Raw genomic sequence first — 18,486 nt, 5'->3', positions numbered from 1 at the left:
TGTAACAAATTAAGGCCTAACGTCTTTATTTTGAATGGAAGAATAGAGGGAAATTATTCTGGTTATATTTATCTTAACTATAATTCAATCAAGGATAGTTGTCTAGTAAAAAATAATGAATTTAAATTTGAAGGAAGAATACCTTCTATGACAAGTGCTATGATAGGTACCCAAGGAAGAACTTCAGCTATGGAGAAAGACTTTTTTATTGAAGAAGGCGAACTATTTATAATTCTTGAAATTCAAAACAAAAAGATTAGAGAAACTGAATTAGACTGGATTGTTTTTAAATCAATAAAAGGTAGTAAGACTGCTGATTTACAAAAGGAATACGAAAATTATCAAGCTAAATTTGAAAAAGATAAAAATTGGCAATCAAAAAAATATTCAAAAATAAACCAAATCATTTCTGAGAACCCAAAAAATAAATATAGCGCTAGTCTAATTCTTAGTGAATCTTGGAATCCAGATGCAAACATTTTAAAATTGAGAAAAATGTATGAAAAACTGGATGTGGCGCATCAAGATACATCTTCAATAAACATTTTAAAAAGTAATTTATACCAAGAAGAAATTTCAATGATTGGAAATCCCATTTCTGACTTTGAACTTCCAAATGAAAATGGAAAACTATTGCAAACTAAAAATTATAGAGGTAAAATCTTATTTATTGATTTTTGGGCTTCTTGGTGTGAACCATGTAGAAAACAAATGCCTGAAATTAAAAATATTTATAACCAATTTAAAAATCAGAATTTTAAAATACTTGCGGTTTCACTTGATGCTGATAAAGACAAACATAAATGGTTAAAAGCAATTATAAAGGAAAAATCAACATGGGATAACGTAATAGAAACTGAAGAATTTGATGGAAAAGTAGCTAAAATGTATAATATTCAATCCATACCTTCAAACATTTTAGTTGACGAAAAAGGTATAATCATAGATCAAAATATATCACCTGAACAATTAAAAAAACACCTTACAAAACTTTTTGAACAAAAATAAAGATCATATTTTAGCCTATACCTATTTATGCCTCTTCAATTGAGAAAATAAAAAAAAAGACCAAATCCCAGTCCACCACAACTCCTATTTTTTACTACATCTCTTACAAACATCCTATTTTATCTGACTAAAAATCACTATATTTGGTTGTAATTAAGATGCTTCATGAAAAAATATTTCGACAATCTTACTGAAGCTTTACAAAACTTCCTCATCGAAGTGGGCGAACTCTCCTACTTTGCAGGACGCTTTTTCAAAGAATTTTGGAAACCGCCTTACGAATTCAAAGAATTGTTACGTCAATGTTTTTATATCGGAAATCGTTCCTTGTTGTTGGTAAGTGTTACGGGGTTTATTATTGGTTTGGTATTTACACTACAATCGCGCCCTACGTTGCAAGAATTTGGTGCCGTTTCTTGGATGGCATCTATGGTGAGTGTTTCTATTATTCGTGAAATTGGTCCTATCATCACCGCTTTAATTTGCGCCGGAAGAATTGGCTCAGGAATTGGTGCCGAATTAGGTTCCATGAAAGTAACCGAACAAATTGATGCCATGGAAGTTTCGGGAACCAATCCTTTTAAATATTTAGTTATTACCCGAATTTTAGCGACTACATTGATGTTGCCACTATTAGTAATCGTGGGCGATTTTATTGCAATTTACGGATCGTTTTTAGTGGAAAACATCAAAGGTAATGTGTCGTTTACCTTATATTTCAACCAGGTTTTTAATATTTTAGAATACAGCGATATTGTACCGGCTACTATCAAAACCTTCTTTTTTGGGTTTGCAATTGGTTTAGTAGGTTGCTACAAAGGCTACAACTGTAAAAAAGGTACGGCTGGCGTAGGAAAAGCAGCGAATGCAGCGGTGGTTTATACCTCTATGTTACTTTTTATTATTGACTTTGTAGCGGTTTTTGTAACGAATATTTTTTACGATTTATAGCTATGACAACTCCAACAAAAAAAGCGATTATCACCATCAAAGACTTGCACAAGCAATTTGGCAGCAATGTGGTTTTGAATGGTTTCGATTTGGAACTCTTTGAAGGAGAAAATTTAGTGGTGATGGGAAAATCGGGTTCAGGAAAATCGGTGATGATTAAATGTGTGATTGGCTTAGAACAACCCAATAGCGGTTCGATTTTAGTTATGAATCAAAAGATCAACAAACTTGAACAAGAAGCATTAGACGAATTGCGTACCGAAATAGGATTTTTATTTCAAGGAAGCGCCTTATACGACTCGATGTCCGTTCGCGAAAATTTAGAGTTTCCATTACGGCGTCATACCAAAAAGTTTGGCGTTATTGAAGATACAACACCTTTGGTTATGGAAGCCTTAGAAAGCGTTGGTTTAGCACACGCCATCGATTTGATGCCGAACGAACTTTCGGGCGGTATGAAACGAAGAATTGCTTTGGCCAGAACCTTGATTTTAAAACCCAAAATCATCTTATACGACGAACCCACAACAGGCTTAGACCCAATTACATCAAAAGAAATTGTGCTTTTGATGAATTCGATTCAGAAACAATACAACACCTCATCGATCATCATTACACACGATGTAGATTGCGCAAAAGTCATCGCCAATCGGATGATTTTATTGATTGATGGTGTGAATTATATAGAAGGAACGTTTGACGAATTAGCCAGTTCAACCGATCCAAAAGTACAAGCATTTTTTAAATAGTTTTAGCAATGGAAAAATCAAATTCACAAAAAATACAACTCGGAATCTTTGTAATCATAGGTACTTTGGTTTTCTTAGCGGCCATTTATTTCATAGGAAACAAACAAAATTTGTTTGGCAATACCTCACATTTAAAAGCTGTCTTCGTTAATGTCAATGGATTGCAATTAGGGAATAATGTTCGCTATGCAGGAATTGATATTGGTACAGTAAAAGAAATCGAAATGATAAACGACACAACGATTAGTGTAAACATGATAATTGATACTAAAATCATGTCACACATTAAGAAAAATGCTATTGCGACGATAAGTTCGGATGGTTTAGTAGGCAACATGATTATTAATATTATTCCAGGAAAAGGGGAGGCTTCAAAAGTAATGAGTGGAGATACGATTAAATCCTTTAGTCGAATTGGAACCGATGCCATGTTAGAAACCTTAAATGTCACGAATGAAAATGCGGCCATACTAACAGCAGATTTACTGAAAATAACACAAGAAATCACGCAAGGTAAAGGAACAGTAGGTATGTTGATTCGGGACTCTGTTATGGCACAAGATTTGAAAACGACTATGAATTATCTCAAACAAACATCAAAAGGAACCGCTGAAACGGTAGCCAATTTAAATACATTAATTAACGAATTAAACCGAAAAGATAATGTTATAGGCACGTTAAACGATACCATTGTTGCCAATAGCGTAAAAAAAATTATCGTTAATTTAGAAAAATCCAGTAGTGAAATTGATAAAGTAGTGACGAATTTAAATGCAACCATTACCAATATAAAAGATGGCAATGGTGCTCTAAATTATCTTTCTAACAATCCTAAATTGGTGAAACAAATTGACTCTACAATGACCAATATCAACAAAGCGAGCATTAAATTAAATGAAGATTTAGAAGCTTTGAAACACAATTTCTTGTTTAGAGGCTATTTTAAAAAGCTAGAAAAAGAGAAAGCTAAAAAGAAAACTAATTAAAAAAGGCTGTCATTTTTAAGTGACAGCCTTTCATAATAGTTATTGAATTATCGGTGATATTCAGTAAAAAGTTCTCCAGTTACACCACTATCATTAATTAACGTCTTAATTTTCATAAAATTAGCATTCAAAACCACTACTTTCGACATTTCGCCATCAATTTCTAAGTCATTTGTGATTTCATCATAATAATAATCTCCTGTTGTTGAAGCTGCTTCAATTGGCGTTGTTTCAGAATAACTCATTGCAGGAATTGAAACGGTTAAACTACCACTAATAATGTTACTAGCATAAGTACCATCTGTTTTGAACTCCATAGTTCCTTCAGATTCACCCTCTAAATTGGCATTCATTCCATTATAATTAGCAGTTCCATACATTAACCCTAATTGCCAAACACCTTCAATGCTTGCATTTGTTTCGTCATTATCGTCATCTCCACTACATCCATTTAAAAATAAAATTGACAATAATAAAAAAGTCACCTTTAAAGAATTACTTAAAAATTTCATATTGTTTTGTTTAGTTAGTTATAATTTCGCTTTTACTAAATTCAAGACCAATTCAAATTGTTCTTTTTTAGACAGACTCGAATTATCTACTTCTACAGCATCTTCTGCTTTTACAAGTGGAGAATCGGCTCTGTGAGTGTCAATATAATCACGCTCTTCTACATTCTGAAGTACATCTTCATAAGTAATGTGTTGTCCTTTTTCAACTAATTCGTCAAAACGACGTTGCGCTCTGGTTTTCGAACTTGCCGTCATGAATAATTTTAATTCAGCATCAGGGAAAACTACCGTTCCAATGTCTCTCCCATCCATTACAACGCCTCTATCTTTACCCATTTCTTGTTGTTGTTCGACTAATTTGGCACGAACTTCTGAAATTTCGGCAACCTTACTCACCATACGTGAAACTTCAATAGTTCTAATTTGCCTTTCGATATTTTCGTTATTCAAGTACATTTCAGCAAACCCTAAAGCAGGATTGAATTGAAACCGCAAATTGATATTTGGTAATTGAGCAATCAAACCTGCTTTATCTAAATGGGTTTCTGAAACCAAGTTATGTTGCATCGCAAAATAAGCTACTGCGCGATACATGGCTCCAGTATCTACATAAACGTAACCTAATGTTGCAGCCAATTGCTTAGCCAATGTACTTTTTCCCGTTGACGAAAAACCGTCTATTGCTATGGTAATTTTTTTCATATATTTTGCCACGAATGCGCGAATTACTTTTTAATGTAAGTCGCTGAATTTTGTGTTTTTAAATTTTTAATAGTGATAAATTCATCTGTAAAATACCTATTTCGATACGCTATGATTTCATAAATCGACTCTCTATTTAAGTAGATTGTATCGTTTTTTACAATCATAGCATCAAAAGAAATAACATCTCCAAACTCATATGAATTCTTTTTGTAAATCTTCCAAGTTGAATCTCGTAAATCACTTTCATCAACTTTACATGACAACACTAAAAAGCAGAAAATTGAAAAAAACAACAATCTCATTTCACTTTTCACTTTTCACTTTTCACTTTTCACTTTTTACTTTTTACTTTTTACTTTTTACTTTTTACTTTTTACTCTATTCTACTCCAAATCTATCATCAATCCAAACAAACTCGTATTCGCTGCTACAGTATATCTAGAATACGAATAGTCGAATTTCACTTTTCCAAAACGAATACCAAATCCAACAGAAATTCCTGAAAAATTACGTTGGTCTACAATTCGTAATTCTTCTCCCCTTCTAAAATTGTATCCCACTCGAAGGTTAAAACCCTTTTCAGGAAACAGTTCGGCCCCTAAAATTACATGACGCAAAGCGTTATTAAAGAACGATACTTTTTCTTCTTGCGAACTCCCGTCTAAACCACCCGTTGTTCTATTTGGATTAGAAAAAGCAATATTCCACTGTTGCAAATTCTCTAAAGTAACATGCCAACGAATGGGAACATTTTCCAATAATTGAGAAATACCCGCATCAATAGCAAGTGGTAACCTTTCATTGGTATCTTGATAAGGCTTAATTTGAAAACCTAAATTACGAACCGTGAAACCATAATTAATGTCGTTATCATAATCGACATACAAAAATCCTAAATCAATAGCTGTTCCCCAAGAATTATAACTTTCTAACGTTGACGAAATCAACTTTACATTAGCACCGACAAACATATCGGTCCAGGGAATGTTGTAAGCATAACCTAGGGATAAAGCAGCTTCACTTCCGGTGAAATCAGCTGTCAAATTTCCGAGTTCATCTCTTCCTTCAAAAGTCCCATAATTAATGTAATTGATTCCCGCATGAAAGGTCTGTAAATGACGGTCATAAGTGTAAGCATAAGCAGCTGTTCCGTAAGACACTTCACCATAATAATTCCCATAATTTACCGATAATCGTTTGTGCATATCGGCATTAATTGTGGCAGGATTATAAAACGCTTGGTTGACATCAAAATCCACCACTGTTACCGTTTTTCCACCTAAAGCGGCTTGTCTTGGCGATTGGGCTAAGTTCAAAAACTGATATACTGCGCTACCTCCTATTTGGCTAAAAGCTGTAGCCGATAGTAGAGAAGCAAATAGAAATACGAGTTTTCTTAGCATTTTGTGTGTTAATCTTACTTATAACGCAACTGCGAAGATAAAATTATATCGGTTAGGAAACAAAAAAAGAACTCCCAATAAGTGATTTATTGAGAGTTCCTCTTTATGTAATTTTATTATTATTTTTTAACTTCTAAAACCTTAGCATTTTTTACCTTTTGGTTCGTAATCGCTATATCTAAAACCTCACTCATTCGATCCACATAATGAAAGGTCAATCCTTCAATGTAATCTGCTTTGATTTCTTCAATATCACGTTTGTTTTCCTTACACAAAATGATTTCTTTAATATTTGCTCTCTTAGCTGCTAAAATCTTTTCTTTGATTCCACCCACAGGCAGTACTTTTCCACGTAACGTAATTTCTCCGGTCATCGCAATATTCTTCTTGACGCGTTTTTGAGTAAAAGAAGATACCATAGAAGTCAACATGGCAATTCCTGCACTTGGTCCATCTTTTGGAGTGGCCCCTTCTGGTACATGGATGTGAATATTATAATTATTTAAAACTTCAGGATTAATACCCAAATCCTCAGCATTAGCACGAATGTATTCTAAAGCAATAGTAACCGACTCTTTCATAACGGTCCCTAAATTTCCAGTCATCGCCATAGCACCTTTTCCTTTAGAAATTAAGGATTCAATAAACAAAATATCACCCCCTACTGATGTCCAAGCTAAACCTGTAACAACTCCCGCAACATCGTTATTTTCGTATTTATCGCGCTCCATTCTAGGTGATTTTAATACTTCTAAAATATCGGTATCGGTAATTTTTACATTGTAAGGCTCTTCCATTGCAATAGATTTTGCCGCATGACGTACCATTTGCGCAATTTTCTTTTCTAAACCACGTACACCCGACTCCCGTGTATACCCCACAACGATTTTCTCTAATTGCTTTTTACCAATTTGTAAATCTTTAGCCGTTAAGCCGTGTTCTTTTAATTGTTTTGGCAATAAATGTGTTTTGGCTATCTCTATTTTTTCTTCAATCGTATAGCCTGTCATTTCAATGATTTCCATACGGTCACGAAGTGCTGGCTGAATGGTTGACAAACTATTTGAAGTGGCAATGAACATTACCTTAGATAAATCATAACCCAACTCTAGGAAATTATCATGAAACTCTTTGTTTTGCTCTGGATCTAAAACCTCTAGCAAAGCCGAAGATGGATCACCGTTATGACTTGATGATAATTTGTCAATCTCGTCTAAAACAAATACAGGATTTGACGTTTTCGCTTTTTTAATATTTTGAAGAATTCGTCCCGGCATCGCTCCAATATACGTTTTTCGATGACCTCTAATTTCCGCCTCATCACGTAAACCTCCAAGCGACATTCGGATATATTCTCTCCCTAAAGCTTCTGCAATTGACTTTCCAATAGATGTTTTACCAACACCAGGAGGTCCATACAAACACAAAATAGGGGATTTCATATCGTTTCGCAGTTTTAAAACCGCCAAGTGCTCAATGATGCGCTGCTTTACCTCTTCCAAACCATAATGATCGCGATCTAAAATTTTCTGAGCGCGTTTTAAATCAAAATTATCTTTGGTAAATTCATTCCAAGGCAATTCTAAAAACAACTCAATATAGTTGCGTTGAATACCGAAGTCTGGCGAATTTGGATTGGTGCGTTGTAGCTTTGCCAATTCTTTTTCGAAATGATTTGCTGTTTTATCATCCCATTTTTTCTTTTTCCCTTTCGCACGCATTTCTTCAATTTCAGCTTCATAGGAAACACCACCCAATTCTTCTTGAATGGTTTTCATTTGTTGCTGTAGGAAATATTCTCGTTGTTGTTGGTCCAAATCAAAACGAACTTTTGATTGAATATCATTGCGAACTTCTAATTTTTGAAGCTCTAAATTCATATAGCGCAACGTTTCTAATGCTCTATCCTTTAAATTTGGAATAGAAAGTAATTCTTGTTTTTCTTCTACCGAAAGATTCATGTTAGAAGAAACAAAATTGATTAAGAAAGGGTTACTCTCGATATTTTTAATAGCAAAAGTAGCTTCTGTTGGAATATTCGGACTCTCCTTGATAATTTGGATAGCCAATTCCTTAATGGATTCTACAATCGCTTTAAACTCCACATCTTTGGTCTCTGGGCGTTCCTCTGAAACTTCTTTAATTGTGGCGCGTAGATAGGGTTCTTCTTGTGTAAAATCGGCCACTTCAAAACGCTTTTTCCCTTGCAAAATTACGGTTGTATTGCCATCAGGCATTTTTAAAACACGCATGATGCGGGCTACAGTTCCAACGTGATGCACATCATTTGGAGTTGGTTCTTCTACGTTTTCATCAATTTGTGCCACCACACCAATGATTTTCCCTTTGGCATTAGCATCATTAATTAATTTAATCGATTTGTCTCTTCCTGCTGTAATAGGAATAACCACACCTGGAAATAAAACAGTATTTCGTAAAGGTAAAATGGCAATATCGTCAGGCAACGCCTCGTTATTCATTTCTTCTTCATCCTCAGGGGTCATCAACGGAATCAATTCCGCATCTGGATCCATTTCTTGAAGTGACAAATTGTCAAGTGCTAGTATTTTTTGATTCGGCATAATAATATTTATGGTCTTTTTGTCAGTAATTCTTTTTTGAAACTGTATTCAAAGTTACACATTAAGGCAGTATTCTATTGATAATCAAATCATAAAATAATTTTAAATAGCAATTTCAAGTCTTATAAGTCAATTTGTATGCCATAAAAAAAGTCCCAAAGAAATTTTTGAGACTTTATAGGGTAAAAAAGGAAATACTATTGTTTTGTAAAAATAATATCAATGTCAGCATTCAAATAAACAGGGTCTCCAGTAGAAGTAACCCCAACAATTTCACCATCATTAATACTTAGTGTTAATGTTGAACCAGAAACTGTGAAAATATCGGTAAATTGTTCTCCTGCTTCGGTATAGGTTAATGACAATTGATCTCCACTTAAAGACCAAGTTCCGTTAATATCTGGATCAACAAAACAAGTAATCGTCTCATCAGTTCCATTAGTCGTTATGTCAATTCCTTTTGAATTAGCCGTAAAAGTATTATCGGGATTTAGAAGAATATAATTACCATCAAAACATGTTGTTTCATTAAGTTGATTAGAAGAAGCCGTTCCATCCTGATTTAAATCTGTAGGAACAGAAGTATTGAATGCAGTAATGAAATACGACCCAACAACAGATGAATTTCCTGAAACGTCAATCGCTGGATCCAATGGCTCGTTTTCACAGGAAAGCAACAAAAGTGTAGTTAATAGGATTGAAAAAGAAGCTAAGGTGTATTTAATATGTTTCATAATTATTGTTTTATCAAATATAAAAATATATTTTATTTTTTTGGAACACGTAACAACAAAAGTAACCCAACTACAAAAAATAAAATCAAAAATAAGATGGCATTTTGGATTTTTCCCGTAACATCAGCAATATAACCATAGGTAAACATTCCGATTACGATACCTATTTTCTCTGCAACATCATAAAAACTAAAAAACGAAGTCGTATCTACTGTATTTTCAGGAATAAATTTAGAATACGTGGAACGTGATAAGGATTGTATACCTCCCATCACCAATCCCACAAAAGCAGCAGCAATGTAGAAATCATTTGGAGTAACTACGAAATAGGCATAGGTACAAATTAAAATCCAAGAGAAATTGATAAAAATTAGCACTTTTATATTTCCAAATTTTGCCGATGCTTTTGAAGTGAACCAAGCACCCAAAACTGCAATCAATTGAATTAATAAAATACTAACTATCAACCCCATAGTTCGCTTACTATCACTACCCCACTGTACCTCTTTTTCTCCAAAATAAGCCGCGATAATCATGATAGTTTGCACAGCCATACTGTATACAAAAAAAGCGGCTAAATAACGTTTTAATGGTTTTAATTCTTTCAACTGATGCCAAACCTTACGCAATTCTTTAAATCCATTAAAAACCACGTTTCGATGTAACTTATTAGTATTCTTTGTATTAGGTAAATAATAATAGGAATACTGACTGAAACCTATCCACCATAACCCAACAAAAAGAAAGGAATATCGCATCATTTGGAGTTTCTGGTCATCTTCTACTAACATCACCATAGCCAAACAAATCAGCAATAAAAGAACACTTCCAAGGTATCCCAAACTAAATCCTTTGGCACTGATTTTGTCCTGCTGTTCTTTGTGAGCCACGTCGGGCAAATACGAATTATAAAAAACCAAACTCCCCCAAAAACCTATCAAAGCAAGCAAATACGAAATCAAACTCAAAACAACCGTATCCAGAGAAAAAAAGTATAACGACATACAAGAAATAGCTCCTACGTAACAGAAAAGTTTCAAGAAAAACTTTTTATTTCCCATATAATCAGCGATTCCTGATAGCAAAGGTGAAATAAAAGCAATGATTAAAAAACCTAACGCTGTAACATAACTTATTAAAGCCTCACTTCGTATGGAAAATCCAAATAAAACAATTTCTTCAATGTTTTTTTGACGAAATAAAGCGCCGTAATATAAAGGAAAAATGGTTGAAGAAATCACCAAAGCATATACCGAATTGGCCCAGTCATAAAATGCCCAAGCATTTAGTAGTTTTGAATCTCCTTTTTCAAGTTGCTGCATAATAATGGTCTTTAAATAAAAAATCCCGACAATGTCGGGATTCAAATATAATAGTATTTTTTGAATTATTTAAAAGTTACTCCAAACTTAGCTGCCTCTGCTTTAGCTTGAGGAATTAAAGCGGTCAATTCTTTAATACGGGTTTCGTTACTAGGGTGCGTACTCAAAATTTCTGGTGGCGCTTGTCCTCCAGAATTTGCAGACATTCGTTCCCAAACTTTAACGGCATTTATCGGATCATATCCTGCAATTGCCATCAATGTTAATCCGATCATATCGGCTTCACTTTCATGTGAACGACTAAAAGGCAACATACCACCAACTTGAGAACCTACTCCATAAGCTTGCATAATCAAAGCCTGTGTTTGAGGGTCTTTATTTCCAACAGCAACTTGTGTGCCTACAGCACCTAATTGCTGTAAAAGTCCTGCACTCATTCGCTGTTGTCCGTGATTTGCCAAGGCATGTGCTACTTCATGCCCCATAACAGCAGCTATTCCTGCATCATCCTTACAAATTGGTAAAATTCCTGTGTAAAAAACAATTTTTCCACCGGGCATACACCATGCGTTTACTTCCTTGCTGTCTACCAATTTGTATTCCCATGCATATCCTTCTAAATAATCAGCATGACCATTAGCAGTCAACCATCTTTCAGAAGCCGTTTTTATTTTAGTTCCAATAGTTTCTATTCTTTTTGCGTCTGCTGTTCCTTTAACAACTTTATTCTCAGATAAAAACTGATTGTACTGTTGGAAAGCTGACGGAAAAATTTGACTATTTGGAACTAAAGCCATTGTACTTTTCCCAGTGAACGGGTTTTTAGCACAAGATACTACAAGTACTAAAATTGCAAAAGCAATAAATTTTAATTTGAAATTCATAACTGAAAATTTTTTACAAAAATACAATTTTATAAGTTAGCAACTTAACCCTAGATGTGTTTTGTTCCTGTAAAGAAACTTATTATTATTTATAATTTAACTTTATTTTATAATCCACATGCACTTCCAAATTTACATAAGTTGTAACTTGCGCAAAATTTATGAACATGTCTAAAAAGAAACAAAAGCAATCACAAGTTATCGAAATCCCGAAAGCCATTTTGTTGACCGCAAAACTACTACAGGCAATATCGCCAAGTTTGACCACTAAATTTGCTGCTAAACTTTTTACAACCCCAATTCGACATAAATTACCAAAAAGAGAATTACATATGGAACGTGAAAGCGTTCAAAAAAGTATACCTGTTACCGAAATAAATAAAGAAATTGTGGTATACGAATATGGTAAAAGTGATAAAAAAGTTCTTTTAGTTCATGGTTGGTCCGGTAGAGGAACTCAGTTAGTAAAAATTGCTGATGAGTTACTAAAAATGGGTTACATGACCATAAGTTTTGATGCACCTGCACATGGTAAATCAAAAGGCAATTATTCAATAATGACTGAATTTATAGCCTCAATTTTAGAGTTGGAAAAACAATATGGTAAGTTTGAATATGCCATTGGACATTCGCTTGGTGGGATGTCGGTTTTAAATGCAATCAAGCAAAATCTTCAAGTTAAGAAAGCTATAACTATCGGAGCTGGCGATATTATTCAAGATATTATTGATGATTTTATCAAAAAATTAGAATTACAACCAGAATACGGAATCAAATTAAGAGATCATTTCGAAAAACGCTTTGCTGGAAAAATGGATGATTATTCAGCATACAAAGCTGCAAAAGAAATTAAAATCCCAGTACTAATTCTTCACGATCAAGAAGATGATGATGTTTCTGTTAAAGCGGCTCATCATATTCACGAACATTTAAATGGTTCCGAACTTATGATTACCAATGGACTTGGACATCGAAAAATACTTGGAGATGAAATGGTAATAAAAAGAATCATGGATTTTATATCCAAATAAAATGTAATCCAATTTCGTTTCTGAAAAAAGGCTTAATATTTCCAAGATCGCTCACGATCTAATTTTGTTCTTTCTTCTAATTCTTCTGCAGGAATAACCTTCAATAAAGAAGGATGTTGTTCTATAGCATACTCAATCATTTCTACTACTTCATCAACAGTTGCATGATCATAATCAATTTTTAACGGCTCTTTAATTACGAAAGATTGTAGAATTCCTTTCTTTTTAATTCGCAATCCTTTTCTATCAAACGAACGACGGAATCCATCAATAACTATAGGAACCACTATAGGACGATGCTGTAAAATTATGTGAGCCGTACCTTTACGAACGGGTTTAAATGAACGAGTCGTACCTTGTGGGAAAGTAATTACCCAACCATCCTCTAGCGCAACTTTTATATTCTCAGTATCATTAGGATTAACCTCTTTTTTTTCTGTTACATCCTTACCTTTTTGTCGCCAAGTTCGTTCCACTGTTATCGCACCTGCATAAGCAAATATTCTAGGTAAAATACCTTCTGTCATGGTCTCTTTTGCAGCTACATAATACATGTTTAATTTGGGATTCCACAAATAAAAAACATTATTAATATTGTTCTCTCTACCTTTTAAACTGGCATTAAAAACATGAAACATAGCAACAACATCTGCAAAGTAGGTTTGATGATTTGATATAAATAAAACATTTGTATCGGGTAAACTTCTAATAATTTCAGACCCTTCAATTTGCAATTGATTGAACCCTTTGTAACGCCTATGAGTAATAATCCCCGCAACACGAATTAACCACTTCTTTAAAAATAATATATGTCCGAAAGGATTTCTCTTAAATAATCCCATAATAATTAACTTTATTAACAAAACAAGATGGCAAAAGTAATAAAATCAAAGATTTTTAAAAGAAAAAAAGAAGAAAATCACAATTTTAATCTTTACCAAGCATATAATTTAAACCCAGTTAAATTAATGCACTTTTAATCGTTTCTTTTAATTCACTCATCATCATAGCTGTAGCTCCCCAAACCACATATTTATCTACCATGAAAGCAGGAACTTCTATATCCGTTGCATAAGAGGTAGACATTTTAACTTTTGTAATACTCTTATCATCTAAGAAATCTACAATCGAAAATTCAAGCACACGCTTTACTTCATCTAAATCAGGAATAAAAGTTAACTCTTCTGATGAAATGCCCATAAATGGGGCTACTAAAAAATTACTTGGGGGAATATAAATCTCACTAAACGACTTAATTATCTTTACCTTGTGTGGAGGAACACCAACTTCTTCATGCGTTTCTCGCAATGCTGTTTCCTCTAAATTAACATCATATTCTTCAACTTTCCCTCCAGGAAATCCAATTTGTGAGGAATGAACGCCAGGATAGGTGTTTCGCACAATTAGAGCCAAATGTGTAACCTCATTTTTTGGATAAAAAAGCATTAAAACTGCAGCTTTTCTAGGGTTTTTATCCATATAATTCTCCTCTTTCAAATAAGAAATACGCTCTAATGGTGCCATTTTTGCATGAGCATCAGTAGAAAGAAGGGTTTCTTTTTCTATCTTTGGAATATATTTAATAAAATCTGTGAAAAGCATATCAATTATTTTTTTCAAAACTAAAGATAATTATTTTTTTACAGGAAAAATAACATTTTTTAAAATACTATGTTTAGTAAAGAAGAAGCAATTAAAATAAAAAAAGACTTTTGGATAGCATTCGCCTCTGAATATCCTCGCAAATGGTTATTATACAACACCAAAATTAAAGATGTAACTTTCAAATTTTATGTAGACAATAAAAAAGCTCAAGTTATACTAGATATAGAACCAAAAGACGAAGAAAAACGTAAAGTATATTATGAGAAAGTAGAATCGTTAAAGACCATACTACTAGAGGATTATCTTGAAGATGTTATTTTTGAACGAAACTTCTATCTAGAAACAGGAAAAATTATCAGTCGTGTTTGGGTAGAAAAAACTGGAATAAGTATTAATAATAAAGATACTTGGCCCCAAATTTTTGAATTCTTTGCCGAAAAAATGGATGCATTTGAAAGCTTTTTCTATGAGAATGAAGATTATATTAAAGATCTAGAAATAAATACATAATTCAAATACTTTGTAAATTCGTTAACATTTTATTTGAAAAAGTACAATTAAATTTGAAAAAATGTTAGCTATGAAATCGCTATTATTAATAAGTTTGCTAACCAAACACCAATTAAAAAAAGCGACACCATATGTGATCACAAAAAAATAAAATTTACACATATGAAAAAATTATTTTTATTATTTGCAATTGTATGTTTACAAGCATGCCAATCTCAAAACAAAGAAACGAAAACTATGAATTCAAATTCCAAAAAAACGGAGACCGAATGGAAAGCCCAACTTACTCCTGAACAATATGAAGTATTAAGAAATAAAGGAACCGAAAGAGCTTTCACAGGAGAATATTGGGACCATTTTGAAAAGGGTAAATATGTTTGTGCCGGTTGTGGGAATGATTTGTTTACCTCAGATACCAAGTTTGATTCTCACTGTGGTTGGCCTTCATTTGATAAAGCAATCAAAGGCTCTGTTATATACAAACAAGATTTAAGTTTTGGAATGATTAGAACAGAAGTTTTGTGCGCAAAATGCGATGGTCATTTAGGGCATATCTTTGATGATGGTCCTAAAGAAACTACTGGTCAACGCTACTGTATGAACTCCGTTTCAATAAAATTTGTTCCAGAAAAAAAATAACATTCATGCTAATAGAAAGTATAAAAATTAATCTTAACGAAAATATTGCGCTCCTTCGTCAACTCACTAACGACGAGTTCACACAAAAAAATCCCGAATTAAGCAATGCAACTATAGGCGAACATATGCGTCACATTATAGAACTCATAGGTTGCCTATTAGAAAATTATGATTTGGGAATAATTAATTACGACGATAGAAAACGAGATTTACTTCTTCAAACGGATAAAAATGAAGCTATAACAATCATTCAAAAATATCTTGTAGCAATAGAAAAACCAAACAAAAAACTTTCATTGGCCTATAACTATTTTAGTAGTAGTGAGCTATTGGAAACCAATTATTTCAGAGAATTAGTTTATAATTTAGAACACAGCATTCATCATCAGGCATTGATAAAAGTGGCTTTACATAATTTACCCCATATTAAAATTTCCAATTCTTTTGGAGTAGCTCCATCAACTATCGAATTTCGAAAACAATGTGCACAGTAACTTATGTTCCTAAATTTGATGGTTGTATCATTACATCAAATAGAGATGAAAAAATCGCAAGAGAGCGGGCGCTATCTCCTCAAAAACATTCAATAAACAATAAGACTTTAATATTTCCAAAAGACCCTAAAGCTGGAGGCACATGGATAGCACACAACGAAAATAAAATTATTGTATTACTCAATGGTGCGCAAGAAAAACACATCCCCAAACCCCTATATAGAAAAAGTAGAGGTTTAATCGTTTTGGATCTTATGACAGCCGAAAATACATTCAACTTTTGGAAAACTATTGATTTAGATGATATCGAACCTTTCACTATTGTACTTTTTGAAGACAATAAACTAATCGAATTACAATGGAATGAAGTTTACAAAAAAACAACTATTCTCAACAAACAAGAATTTCACATTTGGTCCTCTGCAACGCTGTATTCAAAAGAAATAAGAGAACAAAGAAAAAATTGGTTTCACCAGTTCATAAAAACTGAAAAAAAAATATCCCCTGAGCAAATTTTTAATTTTCATCAATTTACTGAAGCCAACAATAAAGAGTTTGGTCTCCAAATTAACCGTAACGATATGTTAAAAACTATTAGCATTACACAATGTGTAGTTTCAGAAAACCAAATTCAAATGTCTTATCTTGACTTACTGTAAATATGATAAAAATAAAACTATTCTTTCATAAACTTATACATTGGGAATATTGGCCTTATCAGGTCGTCTATTTACCCGTCTACTTTCAATACTTATATTATGCTTTCAGAACAAAATCATTCTTTTTCTTCAACGCATCTAATCCAACAATAAAAAATGGCGGATTTTTTATGGAATCAAAAAAAGAAATTTACGATTTGATTCCTACTGATTATTATCCAAAAACCATTTTGATTCATCCAAATGAAACGCTAAATAGCATTTTAGAAAAAATAAACATTGCGAACATTATTTTTCCACTAATTGCCAAACCTGATATCGGTCTAAGAGGTACTGCTGTAAAAAAATTATACAACACAGAAGAATTACAGGATTACCTCAAAAAAGCAAAATTTGAAGTGCTACTGCAAGAATTAATTCCTTTTGAAAACGAAATTGGATTATTTTATGTAAAACTTCCAAACCAACCGGGAAAAATAACCGGAATTGTATCAAAAGAATTTATGATCCTAAAAGGAAACGGAAAAAATACACTTCGTGAATTAATTCATCAAAACAAACGCTATCTTATTCAACTAAAAGCACTTGAAGAAGAATACAAAGACAAACTAAACGCTGTTTTAAAAATAGGGGAAACTATTAATTTAGTCCCTTATGGAAATCATTGTCGTGGTACAAAATTCGTAGATGCTAGTCACGAAATAACCGCTGAAATGATAGAAAGTTTCAATAGGATTTGCAACCAAATTGATGGATTTCACTTTGGCCGAATGGACATTATGTATAAATCTTATGAAGACTTAGCTAAAGGGAAAAATTTTCAAATTGTAGAAATCAACGGAGCTATAAGTGAACCCACACACATGTACGACCCAAAACACAGCATATGGTTTGGTTGGAAAGAACTTACTCGCCATTTTCATTACATGTATTTAATTAGCAAGAACAACCACAAAAATGGAGCTAAATACCTAACATTCAAAGAAGGCGTCCAAGAATTTAAAAACCACCACAAACATTACGATACCATTTTAGAATTTTAAAAAATTATTTAGACAGAACTATACGCACTTTTTTTACTTAAAATACTCTATTCTCCGGGCAGAAACAAATTTATTAATACAAGCAAACTCGCGAACACCAAAATCAACTAAAACTCATAAGAGTTGAATAATATCCTATTAAAGTTCCATTAAGATTTTATGCTGGAAACTAAACTAAATAATACGCTTGCCAAAAGTTTAGATACTTCTGGCGAACAAGTCTAAACAAACCTCAAATTTATAAAAAAGTTACTCTAAGAGGATTCTAATTGCATAGTCACGTAGGGACGACATTTAGAAACAAAACCAATAACACCTTTCAAAAGTTATAAAGCTACAGCTGAACTAACTAAACTCATAATCCAAACAAACGTAGCTTTTCAAAAAGTAGTAAAGTAAACTACATTGAGACAACGCTGTTTCATAGTTCCACACGCTAATACCTATCACCTTACCAAAAGTTAAAAGACTTCAGCCGTACTAACCAAGTAGGATTCTTCAATTCTAATGACACCAAACAACAAAACCACCCTTTAGCGGTGGTTTTTCAGTCCCAGAGTTATGGGATTATGGATAACAAAAAACCCCTCATCGATAGATGAAGGGTTTTCAAAAGAAAGGCGGCGACATACTCTCCCACATAAATGCAGTACCATCTGCGCAGTCGGG

20 protein-coding genes are annotated in these 18,486 nt (G+C 33.2%); 10 read left to right on the top strand and 10 right to left on the bottom strand.

Annotated features, from left to right (window positions below; translation table 11 throughout):
- Nucleotides 1–30: 30 nt before the first annotated feature.
- From BUE95_RS08870 to BUE95_RS08855, 4 genes are all read left to right on the top strand, one after another.
- Nucleotides 31–1,008 (top strand): TlpA disulfide reductase family protein, encoded by a 978-nt coding sequence (locus BUE95_RS08870; protein ID WP_159433506.1) that lies wholly within the window; start codon nt 31–33, stop codon nt 1,006–1,008.
- A 165-nt stretch (nt 1,009–1,173) separates the two neighbouring features.
- Entirely contained in the window at nt 1,174–1,959 is a 786-nt protein-coding gene (locus BUE95_RS08865) for an MlaE family ABC transporter permease (RefSeq protein ID WP_073583580.1), read from the top strand.
- Between the two features lie 2 nt (nt 1,960–1,961).
- Nucleotides 1,962–2,708, top strand: a complete 747-nt coding sequence (locus BUE95_RS08860) for an ABC transporter ATP-binding protein (protein WP_073583578.1) — start codon at nt 1,962–1,964, stop codon at nt 2,706–2,708.
- A gap of 8 nt (nt 2,709–2,716) precedes the next feature.
- Entirely contained in the window at nt 2,717–3,694 is a 978-nt protein-coding gene (locus tag BUE95_RS08855; protein ID WP_073583576.1) for an MlaD family protein, read from the top strand.
- A 47-nt stretch (nt 3,695–3,741) separates the two neighbouring features.
- Here BUE95_RS08855 and BUE95_RS08850 read toward each other — a convergent pair whose 3' ends face one another.
- The 8 genes from BUE95_RS08850 to BUE95_RS08815 all read right to left on the bottom strand — a co-directional run bounded on the left by BUE95_RS08850 (nt 3,742) and on the right by BUE95_RS08815 (nt 11,836).
- The gene (locus BUE95_RS08850; protein WP_073583574.1) at nt 3,742–4,206 is read right to left on the bottom strand and encodes a hypothetical protein; all 465 of its coding nucleotides are present in this window, start codon (nt 4,204–4,206) and stop codon (nt 3,742–3,744) included.
- 18 nt (nt 4,207–4,224) lie between these two features.
- Nucleotides 4,225–4,908 (bottom strand): (d)CMP kinase, encoded by a 684-nt coding sequence (gene cmk, locus BUE95_RS08845; RefSeq protein ID WP_073583572.1) that lies wholly within the window; start codon nt 4,906–4,908, stop codon nt 4,225–4,227.
- 23 nt (nt 4,909–4,931) lie between these two features.
- On the bottom strand, nt 4,932–5,213 hold the full coding sequence (locus tag BUE95_RS08840; protein ID WP_143165261.1) for a hypothetical protein: 282 nt from the start codon (nt 5,211–5,213) through the stop codon (nt 4,932–4,934).
- An 81-nt stretch (nt 5,214–5,294) separates the two neighbouring features.
- Entirely contained in the window at nt 5,295–6,314 is a 1,020-nt protein-coding gene (gene porQ / locus BUE95_RS08835; RefSeq protein WP_073583568.1) for a type IX secretion system protein PorQ, read from the bottom strand.
- 119 nt (nt 6,315–6,433) lie between these two features.
- Complete coding sequence (lon, locus tag BUE95_RS08830; protein WP_073583566.1) at nt 6,434–8,896, bottom strand: endopeptidase La; 2,463 nt, start codon at nt 8,894–8,896, stop codon at nt 6,434–6,436.
- 197 nt (nt 8,897–9,093) lie between these two features.
- Nucleotides 9,094–9,630: a lipocalin-like domain-containing protein gene (locus BUE95_RS08825; protein ID WP_073583564.1), complete on the bottom strand. Its 537-nt coding sequence runs from the start codon at nt 9,628–9,630 to the stop codon at nt 9,094–9,096.
- Between the two features lie 32 nt (nt 9,631–9,662).
- Entirely contained in the window at nt 9,663–10,952 is a 1,290-nt protein-coding gene (locus BUE95_RS08820; RefSeq protein ID WP_073583562.1) for an MFS transporter, read from the bottom strand.
- Nucleotides 10,953–11,017: 65 nt separating this feature from the next.
- Nucleotides 11,018–11,836: a M48 family metallopeptidase gene (locus BUE95_RS08815; RefSeq protein WP_073583560.1), complete on the bottom strand. Its 819-nt coding sequence runs from the start codon at nt 11,834–11,836 to the stop codon at nt 11,018–11,020.
- A 167-nt stretch (nt 11,837–12,003) separates the two neighbouring features.
- Here BUE95_RS08815 and BUE95_RS08810 point away from each other — a divergent pair, with 167 nt between their 5' ends.
- On the top strand, nt 12,004–12,867 hold the full coding sequence (locus tag BUE95_RS08810; RefSeq protein WP_073583558.1) for an alpha/beta fold hydrolase: 864 nt from the start codon (nt 12,004–12,006) through the stop codon (nt 12,865–12,867).
- Between the two features lie 32 nt (nt 12,868–12,899).
- Here the strand turns inward: BUE95_RS08810 and BUE95_RS08805 are convergent, their stop codons facing one another.
- Together BUE95_RS08805 and BUE95_RS08800 are read right to left on the bottom strand one after the other, a co-directional pair.
- Complete coding sequence (locus BUE95_RS08805) at nt 12,900–13,709, bottom strand: lysophospholipid acyltransferase family protein (RefSeq protein WP_073583556.1); 810 nt, start codon at nt 13,707–13,709, stop codon at nt 12,900–12,902.
- 118 nt (nt 13,710–13,827) lie between these two features.
- Nucleotides 13,828–14,469 carry an NUDIX hydrolase gene (locus BUE95_RS08800; RefSeq protein ID WP_073583554.1) on the bottom strand — a complete coding sequence of 214 codons (642 nt, stop codon included), beginning with the start codon at nt 14,467–14,469 and terminating at the stop codon, nt 13,828–13,830.
- A 69-nt stretch (nt 14,470–14,538) separates the two neighbouring features.
- Between BUE95_RS08800 and BUE95_RS08795 the strand changes: the two genes are divergently transcribed.
- The 5 genes from BUE95_RS08795 to BUE95_RS08775 all read left to right on the top strand — a co-directional run bounded on the left by BUE95_RS08795 (nt 14,539) and on the right by BUE95_RS08775 (nt 17,817).
- Nucleotides 14,539–14,982 carry a DUF4268 domain-containing protein gene (locus BUE95_RS08795; RefSeq protein ID WP_073583552.1) on the top strand — a complete coding sequence of 148 codons (444 nt, stop codon included), beginning with the start codon at nt 14,539–14,541 and terminating at the stop codon, nt 14,980–14,982.
- A 162-nt stretch (nt 14,983–15,144) separates the two neighbouring features.
- Complete coding sequence (gene msrB, locus BUE95_RS08790; RefSeq protein WP_200778613.1) at nt 15,145–15,621, top strand: peptide-methionine (R)-S-oxide reductase MsrB; 477 nt, start codon at nt 15,145–15,147, stop codon at nt 15,619–15,621.
- 5 nt (nt 15,622–15,626) lie between these two features.
- The gene (locus BUE95_RS08785; protein ID WP_073583550.1) at nt 15,627–16,115 is read left to right on the top strand and encodes a hypothetical protein; all 489 of its coding nucleotides are present in this window, start codon (nt 15,627–15,629) and stop codon (nt 16,113–16,115) included.
- Nucleotides 16,103–16,774 carry an NRDE family protein gene (locus BUE95_RS08780; protein ID WP_073583548.1) on the top strand — a complete coding sequence of 224 codons (672 nt, stop codon included), beginning with the start codon at nt 16,103–16,105 and terminating at the stop codon, nt 16,772–16,774. Before BUE95_RS08785 ends, BUE95_RS08780 begins: the two co-directional genes overlap by 13 nt.
- A 2-nt stretch (nt 16,775–16,776) precedes the next feature.
- Nucleotides 16,777–17,817 carry an ATP-grasp domain-containing protein gene (locus tag BUE95_RS08775; RefSeq protein WP_073583546.1) on the top strand — a complete coding sequence of 347 codons (1,041 nt, stop codon included), beginning with the start codon at nt 16,777–16,779 and terminating at the stop codon, nt 17,815–17,817.
- Nucleotides 17,818–18,486: the final 669 nt, after the last annotated feature.

The sequence above is a fragment of the Flavobacterium cucumis genome (assembly GCF_900148835.1).
Taxonomy (GTDB): Bacteria; Bacteroidota; Bacteroidia; order Flavobacteriales; family Flavobacteriaceae; genus Flavobacterium; species Flavobacterium cucumis.
The sequence above is the reverse complement of the archived record's forward strand: the minus strand, read 5'-3'. Positions and strand labels throughout refer to the sequence as shown.

Excerpts from the sequence above, each read along its gene's own strand:
- BUE95_RS08865 (WP_073583580.1), top strand. The coding sequence starts at position 1,174 with ATGAAAAAATATTTCGACAATCTTACTGAAGCTTTACAAAACTTCCTC.
- BUE95_RS08860 (WP_073583578.1), top strand. The coding sequence starts at position 1,962 with ATGACAACTCCAACAAAAAAAGCGATTATCACCATCAAAGACTTGCAC.
- BUE95_RS08855 (WP_073583576.1), top strand. The coding sequence starts at position 2,717 with ATGGAAAAATCAAATTCACAAAAAATACAACTCGGAATCTTTGTAATC.
- BUE95_RS08850 (WP_073583574.1), bottom strand. The coding sequence starts at position 4,206 with ATGAAATTTTTAAGTAATTCTTTAAAGGTGACTTTTTTATTATTGTCA.
- cmk (WP_073583572.1), bottom strand. The coding sequence starts at position 4,908 with ATGAAAAAAATTACCATAGCAATAGACGGTTTTTCGTCAACGGGAAAA.
- BUE95_RS08840 (WP_143165261.1), bottom strand. The coding sequence starts at position 5,213 with ATGAGATTGTTGTTTTTTTCAATTTTCTGCTTTTTAGTGTTGTCATGT.
- porQ (WP_073583568.1), bottom strand. The coding sequence starts at position 6,314 with ATGCTAAGAAAACTCGTATTTCTATTTGCTTCTCTACTATCGGCTACA.
- lon (WP_073583566.1), bottom strand. The coding sequence starts at position 8,896 with ATGCCGAATCAAAAAATACTAGCACTTGACAATTTGTCACTTCAAGAA.
- BUE95_RS08825 (WP_073583564.1), bottom strand. The coding sequence starts at position 9,630 with ATGAAACATATTAAATACACCTTAGCTTCTTTTTCAATCCTATTAACT.
- BUE95_RS08820 (WP_073583562.1), bottom strand. The coding sequence starts at position 10,952 with ATGCAGCAACTTGAAAAAGGAGATTCAAAACTACTAAATGCTTGGGCA.
- BUE95_RS08815 (WP_073583560.1), bottom strand. The coding sequence starts at position 11,836 with ATGAATTTCAAATTAAAATTTATTGCTTTTGCAATTTTAGTACTTGTA.
- BUE95_RS08810 (WP_073583558.1), top strand. The coding sequence starts at position 12,004 with ATGTCTAAAAAGAAACAAAAGCAATCACAAGTTATCGAAATCCCGAAA.
- BUE95_RS08805 (WP_073583556.1), bottom strand. The coding sequence starts at position 13,709 with ATGGGATTATTTAAGAGAAATCCTTTCGGACATATATTATTTTTAAAG.
- BUE95_RS08800 (WP_073583554.1), bottom strand. The coding sequence starts at position 14,469 with ATGCTTTTCACAGATTTTATTAAATATATTCCAAAGATAGAAAAAGAA.
- BUE95_RS08795 (WP_073583552.1), top strand. The coding sequence starts at position 14,539 with ATGTTTAGTAAAGAAGAAGCAATTAAAATAAAAAAAGACTTTTGGATA.
- msrB (WP_200778613.1), top strand. The coding sequence starts at position 15,145 with ATGAAAAAATTATTTTTATTATTTGCAATTGTATGTTTACAAGCATGC.
- BUE95_RS08785 (WP_073583550.1), top strand. The coding sequence starts at position 15,627 with ATGCTAATAGAAAGTATAAAAATTAATCTTAACGAAAATATTGCGCTC.
- BUE95_RS08780 (WP_073583548.1), top strand. The coding sequence starts at position 16,103 with ATGTGCACAGTAACTTATGTTCCTAAATTTGATGGTTGTATCATTACA.
- BUE95_RS08775 (WP_073583546.1), top strand. The coding sequence starts at position 16,777 with ATGATAAAAATAAAACTATTCTTTCATAAACTTATACATTGGGAATAT.